This window comes from Bradyrhizobium sp. USDA 3364 (assembly GCF_054056355.1).
In genome coordinates this window covers 2,540,154-2,552,756 of sequence record NZ_JBSRYG010000002.1, presented here as the reverse complement: position 1 = coordinate 2,552,756, position 12,603 = coordinate 2,540,154, and the positions used below count along the sequence as shown (strand labels likewise).

10 protein-coding genes and 2 pseudogenes are annotated in these 12,603 nt (G+C 65.3%); 5 read left to right on the top strand and 7 right to left on the bottom strand.

Annotation, left to right across the window (positions count from 1 at the left end):
- Positions 1-11 precede the first annotated feature (11 nt).
- On the top strand, positions 12-1,265 hold the full coding sequence (gene mtaB / locus ACVILL_RS11905) for a tRNA (N(6)-L-threonylcarbamoyladenosine(37)-C(2))-methylthiotransferase MtaB (RefSeq protein ID WP_456734248.1): 1,254 nt from the start codon (positions 12-14) through the stop codon (positions 1,263-1,265).
- Between the two features lie 225 nt (positions 1,266-1,490).
- Here mtaB and ACVILL_RS11900 read toward each other — a convergent pair whose 3' ends face one another.
- Entirely contained in the window at positions 1,491-2,630 is a 1,140-nt protein-coding gene (locus tag ACVILL_RS11900; RefSeq protein ID WP_456729213.1) for a DUF2336 domain-containing protein, read from the bottom strand.
- A 104-nt stretch (positions 2,631-2,734) separates the two neighbouring features.
- Complete coding sequence (locus tag ACVILL_RS11895; protein ID WP_456729212.1) at positions 2,735-3,436, bottom strand: RluA family pseudouridine synthase; 702 nt, start codon at positions 3,434-3,436, stop codon at positions 2,735-2,737.
- Positions 3,437-3,485: 49 nt separating this feature from the next.
- On the opposite strand from ACVILL_RS11895, the gene ftsY reads away from it, so the two are divergent.
- Complete coding sequence (gene ftsY / locus ACVILL_RS11890) at positions 3,486-4,430, top strand: signal recognition particle-docking protein FtsY (RefSeq protein ID WP_456729211.1); 945 nt, start codon at positions 3,486-3,488, stop codon at positions 4,428-4,430.
- Positions 4,431-4,467: 37 nt separating this feature from the next.
- Positions 4,468-5,070 (top strand): septation protein A, encoded by a 603-nt coding sequence (locus ACVILL_RS11885; protein WP_456729210.1) that lies wholly within the window; start codon positions 4,468-4,470, stop codon positions 5,068-5,070.
- 115 nt (positions 5,071-5,185) lie between these two features.
- Here the strand turns inward: ACVILL_RS11885 and ACVILL_RS11880 are convergent, their stop codons facing one another.
- From ACVILL_RS11880 to ccmA, 5 genes and pseudogenes are all read right to left on the bottom strand, one after another.
- The gene (locus ACVILL_RS11880) at positions 5,186-5,779 is read right to left on the bottom strand and encodes a DsbE family thiol:disulfide interchange protein (protein WP_456729209.1); all 594 of its coding nucleotides are present in this window, start codon (positions 5,777-5,779) and stop codon (positions 5,186-5,188) included.
- Entirely contained in the window at positions 5,776-5,955 is a 180-nt protein-coding gene (gene ccmD, locus ACVILL_RS11875) for a heme exporter protein CcmD (RefSeq protein ID WP_456729208.1), read from the bottom strand. Before ccmD ends, ACVILL_RS11880 begins: the two co-directional genes overlap by 4 nt.
- Before the next feature lie 4 nt (positions 5,956-5,959).
- Entirely contained in the window at positions 5,960-6,751 is a 792-nt protein-coding gene (locus ACVILL_RS11870) for a heme ABC transporter permease (RefSeq protein WP_456729207.1), read from the bottom strand.
- 64 nt (positions 6,752-6,815) lie between these two features.
- A complete protein-coding gene (gene ccmB / locus ACVILL_RS11865; protein WP_456729206.1) occupies positions 6,816-7,484 on the bottom strand; it encodes a heme exporter protein CcmB in 669 nt (222 codons plus the stop codon).
- A 259-nt stretch (positions 7,485-7,743) separates the two neighbouring features.
- Positions 7,744-8,347: pseudogene (gene ccmA, locus ACVILL_RS11860) on the bottom strand (heme ABC exporter ATP-binding protein CcmA).
- Between the two features lie 240 nt (positions 8,348-8,587).
- On the opposite strand from ccmA, the pseudogene acnA reads away from it, so the two are divergent.
- Together acnA and ACVILL_RS11850 are read left to right on the top strand one after the other, a co-directional pair.
- A pseudogene (gene acnA, locus ACVILL_RS11855) lies at positions 8,588-11,309 on the top strand (aconitate hydratase AcnA).
- A 250-nt stretch (positions 11,310-11,559) separates the two neighbouring features.
- Positions 11,560-12,321 carry a DUF1223 domain-containing protein gene (locus ACVILL_RS11850; RefSeq protein WP_456729205.1) on the top strand — a complete coding sequence of 254 codons (762 nt, stop codon included), beginning with the start codon at positions 11,560-11,562 and terminating at the stop codon, positions 12,319-12,321.
- Positions 12,322-12,603 lie beyond the last annotated feature (282 nt).

Sequence of the window (12,603 nt, the reverse complement as noted above, 5' to 3'; positions counted from 1 at the left end):
TGGGATCGGATATGAGCGTCGATGTCGTCACCTTTGGCTGCCGCCTCAACGCGTTCGAATCCGAAGTGATTCGCCGCGAGGCGGAGCAAGCCGGGCTGTCCGACACCATCGTCATCAACAGCTGCGCCGTCACCAACGAGGCGGTGGCGCAGGCCCGGCAGTCGATCCGCAAATTGAAGCGCGAACGCCCCTCGGCGCGCATCGTGGTCACCGGCTGCGCGGCGCAGACGCAAAGCCAGATGTTCGCCGGGATGGCCGAGGTCGATCGCGTCGTCGGCAATGACGAAAAGATGCGCGGTGACGCCTGGCAGGCGACGCGCGCTGCGTTCGATATCGGCGCAGGCGAGAAGGTCGCGGTCGCCGACATCATGGCGGTGACGGAGATGGCGCCGCATCTGCTCGACGGCTTCGAGCGCGGCCTGCCGCGGGTGTTCGTGCAGGTGCAGAATGGCTGCGATCATCGCTGCACCTTCTGCATCATCCCCTATGGCCGCGGCAATTCGCGCTCGGTGCCGATGGGCGCGGTGGTCGATCAGGTCCGCACGCTGGTCGCGCGCGGCCATGCCGAGATCGTGCTGACCGGCGTCGATCTCACGAGCTATGGCGCCGACCTGCCGGGCGCGCCGAAGCTCGGTCAATTGACCAGGCAGATCCTGCGCCATGTGCCCGAGCTGAAGCGGCTGCGCATCTCCTCGATCGATTCGATCGAGGCGGATCGTGATTTGCTCGACGTCATCGCCGACGATCCACGGCTGATGCCGCATCTGCATCTGTCCCTGCAGTCCGGCGACGACATGATCCTCAAGCGGATGAAGCGCCGGCATTCGCGCAAGGATGCGATCGACTTCTGCGCCCAGGTGCGCCGGCTGCGGCCCGACATCGCGTTGGGCGCCGACATCATCGCGGGCTTCCCGACCGAAACCGAGGAGATGTTTACGCGCTCGCTCGATCTGGTCGAGGAATGCGATCTCACCTTCCTGCATGTGTTTCCCTATTCGAAGCGTCCGGGCACGCCGGCCGCACGGATGCCGCAGGTCGAGGGCGGCGTGATAAGGGAGCGCGCGAAGCGCCTGCGCGCGGCCGGCGAAGCCGCGCTGGTGCGGCGGCTAGCGGCGGAAGTCGGCGCGACGCGCGAGGTGCTGATCGAGAGCGAGCGGCAGGGCCGCACCGAGCATTTCCTGCCGGTTGCGATCGATGGTGATGAACCGGGCATGGTGCGGCGGCTGACCGTGGCCGGTCACGATGGCACACGCCTCGTCGCATAAAACCGCTGAGACTTGATCTCCGTCGTCCTGGTGAAAGCCAGGACCCACTACCTCAGCCGGTCATCGTTGTGCGACGCTGGGGCCACGATCCCTTTTACAATCCAATGCGGTGGTTACGGGTCCTGGCTTTCGCCAGGACGACGCACGGAAAGAGCCGTGGCCCCACACTGATCAGCCGCACGCGGTGTTAAATCCGAACCGATCCCGTCATCGCACGCGACGCACTCAATGAGCGCGTCCGCCCGGCCTTGCAGGGTGCGCCGCGCGGACCTGCCAGAATCGCAGCAGCCGATCGGCGTTTTCGCGGGTCAGTTTCGTGAACTGGCTCTTTGCTTTGGCAAGCTCGACGGGGCCCATGGAGCCGCTCATATAGCGGCATTCCATCACCGCGGCGGTGGTCTCCCAGCTCAGGCCTGCCGACCGGCACGGCACCAGCAGGCCCTCGCTGCGCAGGCTTTGCATCAGGGAGCGGACCACCTCGATGCTCGACTGCGCAAGGTCCGCCAGCGCAACGACGGTCTCCTCATATTTCCGCTGCCTGGCGAAGCCGAGCAGGGCGGCCTCGTTGAGCTCGCCGCTGTCCTTCAGTCTGGCGACGTGGCGCCTGGCTGCGGTGAAATCGCGGACCTGCGACATGTCGCGCTCGACGCCGGCCGCGACTGCGGCGATCGCGTGCCGGATCTCCTCGAACAGATAGGGCGGCGCGCGTTCCAGCAAGCGGCCGCGAACCTCTTCCGTCGCGCGGCGCAGCAGCTGGAGGCGGAGCTCCGATGGCAGGTCGGCGCGGATGCCGGTCTCGACCACAAGCACCGGATCGTGTTCGGCCTGCGCCAGGATGACGGCAAATCCGTCCGGCGACACCTTGGCGCCGGGATTGGTGACCAGGCGGTGGCTCACGCTCTCGAAGCGGCGCGCCAGGAGCGCGTCGGTGACGACCTCCTTCAACCACCAGCGTCCGGAGACGGCGAGCAGATGCTGCTCGCTCTTGGTTTGCGCGATCTCGACCAGGTCGTCCGCGCTGAGCCGTGACGATTCCTGCAGGACTGGCCTGGCGATCCTGATCTCGTCATTGCTGGCGAGACGGCGAATGATTGCGGGCGGCGCCTGGGTTACCGGCGCGAGCTGCTCGCTGATGTCGGTGAGCGCCATCCGGGCGCTGATGTCGGCCAGCGCCCGCAACTCGATGGTCTTCACCAGACGCTCGAGCACATTGTCGAACAGCTCGACCTGCTCACTGTTGAAGCTGCCGGCTGACGCGAGGAAAAGGCTGGTGACGCGCTTTGCCGTGGCAATGCATTTTTCGGCGGAGCCGGCGCGTATCGCTGCCTCGACCTCGTCGATAATTGCCTGCCCGGCATTCAGCATTGCTCGTCCTGAGCCCGTCGTGAGCGCTTTTCTAAGCCGGATGCAGGATTACCCGACGGGACTGAAAGTTCCGTAAAGGATAAAGGTCCGTGAAATCCCGGACGTCACTCGCCGTTCCAGCCGCAGGCCTTGAGCCGTGCCTGCATGTGCTCCGGCGCGGGCGCGACGACATGCACCGGGTCCTTGTTGCGGGAAATCGGGATGCCGATTTCGCGGGAATGCAGATGCAGGATCGGCTCGCCGAAGCGCGGACCGTTGCCGTAGATATTGTCGCCGACGATCGGCCAGCCCATCGCCGACGAATGCACCCGCAGCTGATGGGTGCGGCCGGTGACCGGCTCCATCGCGAGCCATGCGATGCCCGGGCCGCGCCCCAGCACCTTCCAGTTGGTGATCGCCTTCTGCCCGTCCGGGTCCGGCTTCTGCCACCAGCCGCGCTCGGCGTTGAGCCGGCCGAGCGCCATGTCGATGGTGCCTTCGTCTTCGGCCGGGCCGCCCTCGACCACGGTCCAGTAGGTCTTCGAGATCTTGCTGTGCTTGAACAACAGCCCGAGCGAGGCGGTCGCCTTGCGGTGGCGTCCCAGGACGAGGCAGCCGGAGGTGTCCTTGTCCAGCCGATGCGCCAGCACCGGCGGCCGCGGCAGGCCGAACCGCAGCGCGTCGAACGAGGCCTCCAGATTGGGCCCGCCCTTGGGGCCGCGATGCACCGGCAGGCCCGCCGGCTTGTCGATGACCAGCATCAGTCCGTCGCGGTGGAGCACGCGGCCCAAGATTTCTTCCGCGGTCAATTGGGGAACATCGTTCAATTCGTCGAGACTTTCGTTTGGAGTGCGAAACGGCTAACACAGCCGCGCCATGAACGATACTCCTGGAACTCCCAAACAGAGCTGGTGGCAGCGGCTGACGGGCGGCCTGAAGCGGACCTCGAGTTCGATCGGGACCGCGGTCGCGGACCTCGTCACCAAGCGCAAGCTCGATTCCGCCATGCTCGATGACATCGAGGATGTGCTGCTCCGCGCCGATCTCGGCACCGATGTCGCGGTTCGCATCGCGGAGGCGGTCGGCAAGGGCCGCTACGACAAGGCGATCTCGGCCGACGAGGTCAAGGACGTGGTTGCGACCGAGGTCGAGAAGGTGCTGGCGCCGGTGGCGAAGCCGCTCGAGATCGATACCGCCAAGCAGCCGTTCGTCATCCTGGTCGTCGGCGTCAACGGCTCCGGCAAGACCACGACGATCGGCAAGCTGGCCGCGAAATTCTCCGCCGAGGGCCGCAAGGTCATGCTGGCCGCCGGCGATACGTTCCGCGCCGCGGCGATCGAGCAGCTCAAGGTCTGGGGCGAGCGCACCAAGTCGCCGGTCATCGCCGGCGCCCAGGGCTCGGATTCAGCAAGCCTCGCCTTCAGCGCGCTGACTGCCGCGAAGGAGCAGCAGCGCGACGTGCTGCTGATCGACACCGCAGGGCGGTTGCAGAACAAGTCGGAGCTAATGAACGAGCTCGAAAAGGTCGTGCGCGTCATCAAGAAGGTCGATGCGACGGCGCCGCACGCGGTGCTGCTCGTGCTCGACGCCACGGTGGGACAAAATGCACTGTCGCAGGTCGAGGCGTTTCATCGTACGGCAGGCGTCACCGGCCTCGTGATGACCAAGCTTGACGGCACCGCGCGCGGCGGCATCCTGGTCGCGTTGTCGGAGAAGCACAAGCTGCCGGTGCATTTCATCGGCGTCGGCGAAGGCGTCGAGGACCTCGCGCCCTTCACCGCGAAGGATTTTGCCAAGGCGATTGCCGGGATCGAGGCATGACCCCGAAAATCATGCCTCAAACCAACACCGAGGGTTAATGGACAAGACCCAGCCGCATCCGCTGTTCAAGCTCGCGACCGAGCTCGGGCCGCTGCTCGTGTTCTTTGTCGCCAACGCCAAGTACCATCTGTTCGTCGCGACGGCTGCGTTCATGGTGGCGATCGTGGCGGCGATGATCGCATCCTACGTCGTGACCAGGCACGTGCCGATCATGGCGCTGGTGACCGGCGCGATCGTCTTGGTGTTCGGCACCCTGACATTGGTGCTGCACGACGAGACCTTCATCAAGGTCAAGCCGACCATCATCTACGGCCTGTTCGCGGCCGTGCTCGGCGGCGGGCTGTTGTTCGGCCGTTCCTTCATCGCGGTGATGTTCAACCAGATGTTCAACCTGACGCCGCAGGGTTGGCGCATCCTGACCATGCGCTGGGCGCTGTTCTTCGCCGGCATGGCGGTTCTCAACGAGATCGTCTGGCGGACGCAGACCACCGATTTCTGGGTGAACTTCAAGGTGTTCGGCGTGACGCCGCTGACCATGATCTTCGCCATCGCCCAGATGCCGCTGACCAAGCGCTATCACCTGGAGCCGGTCTCGCTGGAAACCAGCGAAGCCGAGGCGGGCGACGTGCGCAAGGGGTGACTGGTTCGCCGTCATTCCGGGGCGATGCGATAGCATCGAACTATGGTGCGCAATTGCGCACCTGAGAATCTCGAGATTCCGGGTTCGGCTCTGCGAGCCGCCGGAATGACCGCCGCTAGCTTCCCGCCGCCAGCGCCTTCTCGATCTCGGCCTTCAGCACGGTGTTGACGTTCTCGGGCGTCACCGGGCCGACCAGCTTGTAGACGATCTTGCCCTCGCGCCCGACCACGAAGGTCTCGGGCACGCCGTAGACGCCCCATTCGATCGAGGCGCGGCCGTTGCCGTCGACGCCGACGATGCCGAACGGGTTGCCGTAGCGGCCGAGGAAGCGTCGGGCGTTCTCGGGCGAGTCCTTGTAATTGATGCCGATGATCTGAAAGCGCTTGTCGCGGCCGAGTTCGGTCAGCAGCGGTGCCTCGTCATGGCAGGGCACGCACCACGACGCCCAGACGTTGACGACCGAGACCTTGCCCTTGAACACCGCGGGATCGAGGCCCGGAACCGCCGTGCCGTCCCTTACCAGGCCGTCGAGCGCGGGCAGCGCGGTCTGCGGCGCCGGCCGTCCGATCAGGGCCGACGGGATTCGCGAGGGATCGCCGCCATAGAGCCGCAGCCAGAACAGGCCGGCGAGCCCGAGGAAGATCACGAGCGGCAGCACCACCAACATGCGGCGGGGTTGCGGCGGGCTGTTGGTCGCCTGTTCGCTCATCGGATATCCGCCGCGCTGCGGCCGGAACGGCGCGTGATGCCGCTGGCCTCGATCTCTTTCAGCCGCGCCTGCTGGCGGCGATAGTCGACGACGATCCAGACGATCAACAGCAGCACGACGGCTGCGACCAGCGCATAGGACGTCACGATGAAGGAGGCGTAGGGACCAAGCGACATCGTGTCACGCCGCTCCAATCTCGCTGGACGCGCTTTGATCGCGCGAATCCGCCGTGAACGAGACGCGACTGGCCTGCATCATCTGCAGGCTGCGCACGCGACGGCGGAGGATCTCGTTGCGCATCGCCGCCAGGTGCAAGGTGATGAAGAGCAGCGAAAACGCGATCGCCATCACCAAGAGCGGCCACAGGAACGCCTTGTCGAGCGTCGACCCGCCGGCGCGAAACACCGAGGCCGGCTGATGCAGCGTGTTCCACCAGTCGACCGAGAACTTGATGATCGGGATGTTGATCGCGCCGACCAGGGTCAGCACCGCCGCCGCGCGCGCCGCGCGCGAAGGATCCTCCACGGCGCGCCACAGCGCCATCAGGCCGAGATACATCAGGAACAGGATCAGCACCGAGGTCAGCCGCGCGTCCCACTCCCAATAGGTGCCCCACATCGGCCGGCCCCACAGCGAGCCGGTGACCAGCGCAAGGAAGGTGAAGGCGGCGCCGATCGGAGCGGCGGCCTTCGCGGCGACGTCGGCGAGCGGATGCCGCCACACCAAGGTGCCGAGCGCGGCCACGCTCATGACGCCCCAGACGAACATCGACAGCCACGCATTCGGCACGTGGATGAACATGATCTTCACCGTAGCGCCCTGCTGGTAGTCGTCGGGCGCCGTTGCCGACTGGTAGAGCCCGATCGCGAGCAGGATCGTGGTCGCGGCCGCGAGCCACGGCAGGATGCGCGCAGTCAGCGCCAGAAACCTGGTCGGGTTGGCGAGGTCGGTCAACGTCTCGGTCAGCTTCATGGCACCCTGATAATCGTCCGATGTGAGCGAGGCAATCGGCCGAATTCCCCTCGGCGAGATTTGATCAATCCAGCCCGTGCCGCAGGCTGGCGGCGGCCGCAAACGGGCCGATCACGAGGCTGGCAAGCGACAGCGCGCAGAGGATCGAGAACGGTGTTCCAAAGGGCAAAGGCCCCGAAATCGCCGCCTGCGAGGCCGCAACGCCGAAGATCAGCACCGGGATCGACAGCGGCAGCACCAGCACCGCGAGCAAGAGGCCACCGCGATGCAGCGTCACCGCCAAGGCCGCGCCGATCATGCCGGTGAAGGTCAATGCCGGTGTTCCCGCCAGCAGCGTGGCCGCGACTGCGAGCGTTGCCGTGCCGTCGAGATTGAGCAGCAGGCCGAGCACCGGGGTTGCGATGATCAGCGGCAGCCCGGCGGCGATCCAATGCGCCAGCGCCTTGGCCGCGCAGGCGAGTTCCAGCGGCGTCCGGCTCATCACGATGAGGTCGAGCGAGCCGTCCTCATGGTCGGCCGTGAACAGCCGGTCGAGAGTGAGCAGGCTCGCCAGCAGCGCGCCGAGCCAGAGAATGGCGGGGCCGAGCCGCGACAGCAGCGCCAGATCCGGCCCGACCGCGAACGGCATCAGCACCGTGACGGTGAGGAAGAACAGCACGCCGATCAGTGCGCCGCCGCCGACGCGCAGCGCGATGCGGATGTCGCGGCGGATCAATGCGGCCAGCGCGGTCATGCGATGCTCCAGCTTTGACGATGGCGAAAGGCGTGCAGCAGACTCGGTCTGCTCCCTCCCCCCTTGCGGGGGAGGGCTGGGGAGAGGGGTGGCCCCGGGCGAGATCGTCGACGTGAATGTCGCTCTCGCAATCTCGGCCACTGATCGGAAAGAGACAAATGGACAGTGCGCGCCGTGTGGCACCCCTCTCCCTGACCCTCCCCCGCAAGGGGGGAGGGGACTGAGAGAGCGCGGCAAGGCAGCGGGAAAGTTCGCCGTCTCATGCCACGCCTCCCATCCGCAAATCGCGTGCGTCGATGCCGAGCGGCAGATGGGTCGCCGCCACGATCAGGCCGCCGCTTGCGAGATGGTCGCGCATCAGGGCGACGAACAGCGCCTGTCCGGCTGCATCGAGCGCCGATGTCGGCTCGTCCAAGAGCCACACCGGCCGCCGGACCGAGAGCAGGCGGGCGATCGAGAGCCGGCGGCGCTGGCCCGCGGAGAGATAGGCCGCCGGCAGATGCGCGGCGTGGTCGAGCGCCACGGCGGTCAGGCACCGGCCAGCGTCCTCGGTCTTGCCGCCCAGGAATTCCCGCCAGAAGGAAAGATTTTCCATAACGCTCAGCGCCGGCTTCAGGGCGTCGCGGTGGCCGAGATAATGGGCCTGCTCGGGCAGGCTGAGTTCGGCATCGCCGCCTTCGAGCGCGATCGAGCCCTCAGCCGGAACCAATAGTCCGGCGAGGACGCGCAGCAGCGAGGTCTTGCCGGCGCCATTGGGGGCCGGTGACGGCGAGCGCCTCGCCGGCCGCAGCCGACAGATCGAGGCCGGAAAACACCTCGCGCCCGCCGCGCACGCATTTCAGATTTCGTCCCGAGAGCCGCATGGTTCGTCTTGTCACAGCCCTCTGAAATCTTTCGCTACCGCGTGAGAATTTTTGGGTCGCGCAACGTTGTCGCACGCTAGTCGGTGTGGCGGCGCTTCTAGAAAGGTTCTATAAGCCCGGAACTTGATGCAGCACACACAATCGGCGGCCGCAAGCCACCCTCCGGCCATCCCTCGGCCAGTGTCGTCGCCGGTGTTTAGTTACCCTTGCCGGGTATAACTGAGAATTGGGATTCCTCGCATGACCTCACTCGACAGCTTCAAATGCCGCAAGACCATGAAGGTCGGCGCCAAGTCCTACGTCTATTACAGCCTGCCCCAGGCGGAGAAGAACGGACTGAAGGGAATTTCGAAGCTGCCGTACTCGATGAAGGTTCTGCTCGAGAACCTGCTGCGCGAACGAGGACGGCCGCACCGTCAAGAAGGAAGACATCGTTGCGGTGTCGAAGTGGCTGAGGAAGCGCCAGCTCGAGCACGAAATCGCGTTCCGCCCGGCGCGCGTCCTGATGCAGGATTTCACCGGCGTTCCGGCCGTGGTCGATCTCGCCGCGATGCGCAACGCGATGCAGAATCTCGGCGGCGATGCCGAGAAGATCAACCCGCTGGTGCCGGTCGATCTCGTCATCGACCATTCGGTCATCGTCAACTTCTTCGGTGACAACAAGGCGTTCGCGAAGAACGTCACCGAGGAATACAAGCAGAACCAGGAGCGCTACGAGTTCCTGAAGTGGGGCCAGAAGGCGTTCTCGAACTTCTCGGTGGTGCCGCCCGGCACCGGCATCTGCCACCAGGTCAATCTCGAATATCTCGCGCAGACGGTGTGGACCAAGAAGGAGAAGATGACGATCGGTCGGAAGACCGGCACCTTCGAGGTCGCCTATCCCGACTCGCTGGTCGGCACCGACTCGCACACCACGATGGTCAACGGCCTCGCCGTGCTGGGCTGGGGCGTCGGCGGCATCGAGGCCGAGGCCTGCATGCTCGGCCAGCCGCTGTCGATGCTGCTGCCCGAAGTGGTCGGCTTCAAGCTCAAGGGCCAGCTCAAGGAGGGCGTCACTGCGACCGACCTCGTGCTGACCGTCACCCAGATGCTGCGCAAGCTCGGCGTGGTCGGCAAGTTCGTCGAGTTCTTCGGTCCGGGCCTCGACTACCTCTCGGTCGCGGACAAGGCGACGATCGGCAACATGGCGCCCGAATACGGCGCGACCTGCGGCTTCTTCCCGGTCGATGCCGCGACCATCGATTACCTGAAGACCTCCGGCCGCAAGGCCGATCGCGTCAAGCTGGTGCAGGCCTATGCCAAGGCGCAGGGCCTGTTCCGCACCGCCAAGTCGGCCGATCCGGTGTTCACCACCACGCTGACGCTCGACCTCGGCGATGTCGTGCCGTCGATGGCTGGCCCGAAGCGCCCCGAAGGCCGCATCGCGCTGCCGGCGGTTGCGACCGGCTTCGCGACCGCGCTGGTCGGCGAGTACAAGAAGCCCGAGGGTGAGCAGAAGCGCTACGCGGTCGAAGGCCGCGACTTCGATCTCGGCCATGGCGACGTCGTGATCGCGGCGATCACCTCCTGCACTAACACCTCCAATCCGAGCGTGCTGATCGGCGCCGGCCTCTTGGCGCGCAAGGCGGCCGCCAAGGGCCTGAAGGCCAAGCCGTGGGTGAAGACCTCGCTCGCGCCGGGCAGCCAGGTGGTGGCGGAGTATCTTGCCAATTCCGGCCTGCAGGGCGATCTCGACAAGGTCGGCTTCAACCTCGTCGGCTTCGGCTGCACGACCTGCATCGGCAATTCCGGCCCGCTGCCGGAAGACATCTCGAAGTCGATCAACGAGAACGGCATCGTCGCCGCCGCCGTGCTGTCGGGCAACCGCAACTTCGAAGGCCGCGTCTCGCCCGACGTGCAGGCGAACTACCTTGCCTCGCCGCCGCTGGTGGTCGCGCATGCGATCGCCGGCACTGTGACCAAGGATCTCGCGGTCGAGCCGCTCGGCATCGGCAAGGACGGCAAGCCGGTGTTCCTGAAGGACATCTGGCCGACCGCCAAGGAGATCAACGCCTTCATGAAGAAGTACGTCACCGCGACGATCTTCAAGAAGAAGTACGCGGACGTGTTCAAGGGCGATACCAACTGGCGCAAGATCAAGACCACGGAAAGCGAGACCTATCGCTGGAACATGGGCTCGACCTATGTGCAGAACCCGCCCTATTTCGAAGGCATGAAGAAGCAGCCGGAGCCGGTCACCGACGTGGTCGATGCGCGGATCCTCGCGATGTTCGGCGACAAGATCACCACCGACCACATCTCGCCGGCCGGTTCGATCAAGCTGACCTCGCCCGCCGGCAAGTTCCTCAGCGAGCACCAGGTGCGTCCTGCCGACTTCAACCAGTACGGCACGCGGCGCGGCAACCATGAAGTGATGATGCGCGGCACCTTCGCCAACATCCGGATCAAGAACTTCATGCTCAAGGGCGCCGACGGCAATATTCCGGAAGGCGGCTTGACCAAGCACTGGCCCGACGGCGAGCAGATGTCGATCTACGACGCCGCGATGAAGTACCAGCACGAAGGCGTGCCGCTGGTGGTGTTTGCCGGCGCCGAATACGGCAACGGCTCGTCGCGCGACTGGGCCGCGAAGGGCACCCGCCTGCTCGGCGTGCGCGCGGTGATCTGCCAGAGCTTCGAGCGCATCCATCGCTCCAACCTGGTCGGCATGGGTGTGCTTCCGCTCACCTTCCAGGACGGCACGTCGTGGTCCTCGCTCGGCCTCAAGGGCGACGAGAAGGTGACGATCCGCGGGCTGCAGGGCGATCTGAAGCCGCGCCAGACGCTGACGGCGGAAATCGTCTCGACCGACGGCGGCAAGCGGGACGTCCCGCTGCTCTGCCGCATCGATACGCTGGACGAGCTCGATTACTATCGCAACGGCGGCATCCTGCATTATGTGCTGCGCAAACTCGCGGCCTAAACGCCCTTGGTTTGAGCATGGTCTCCGCGCAAACGCCTCGCGTTTGTCGCGGGGAAAACCGCTTCACACTTTTCCGGACCATGCTCCAACGCGGATTTGTGATCGGTGCCTCACCGCTTAGTGAGTAGCGGCTAAAAAGAAGGCGGCCTATGAAAAGGCCGCTTTCTCGCGTTTTGGGGCACGCAAGTTCAGGGACAAACTTCATGCTCCGTACAATTACGGATGGAAATCATCACGACTGGTTCGCAGTATGACAGCGATGGTGGCCTATAATCGTATCTCGCGATGGTCGAGCGCTCTTGGTATCTGTGCGATCGTCGCGGTCATCCGCCCAGCTCACGCCGATCCGCGTGCTGTCGTCGAACTCTTCACCTCGCAGGGATGCTCATCCTGTCCGCCCGCGGACAAGATCATCGGTGAGCTTGCGAAGGACCCCAATGTCATCGCGCTGAGCATGCCGATCGACTATTGGGACTATCTCGGCTGGAAGGACACGCTGGCCGATTCCCGTTTCAGCGCGCGCCAGAAAGCCTATTCGCATGTGCGCGGCGATCGCGACGTCTACACACCGCAGGCCGTCATCAACGGTTCCGCGCATGTGATCGGCAGCGACCGCACCAGCATCGAGGACGCCATCAAGAGCACCGAGAAAAGCGGCAGCGTGATGTCGGTGCCGGTGACGATGACGCTGACCGGCAAGCAGATCAACGTGTCGGTCGCCGCATCGAAGTCGCCCGCGGTGTCGCGCGGCGAAGTCTGGATCTGCTCGATCTCGAAATCGGTGCCGATCTCGATCGCGCGTGGCGAGAACCGCGGTCGCGAGATCACCTACCACAACGTTGTGCGCAATCTCCTGAAGGTCGGTGACTGGAACGGTTCGTCCGGCAACTGGACCGTGCCGCTGGAGAACATCACGCGCGATGGCGTCGATGCCGCGGCGGTCTACGTCCAGGACGGCAATCGCGACAAGCCGGGCCCGATGCTCGGCGCCGCCTTCACCTCGCTTCACTAGCGAGTTGCTGCGCCAGCTTCGTCGGTCGCGTCGCCGGGCTGCAGGCAGGTTGCCGTGCAGCCGCGATGCGATTGCAAACTTGCATCCAGACATGTGCTGAAAGGAAAGCGCCGACGCTCTGCGCACGCGGCTCGAGTACGCGCGATCGAGCAGGATCCCAAAAAACAAAAAGGACCAACTTTCGTTGGCCCAGTGTTGGGATTAACTCCCCTGCGAACAGGCCCGATCCCGACGGCCCCGGGGGGCTGGGGGCTGAGGAATCCGGAACCGAAAGGACCGGGC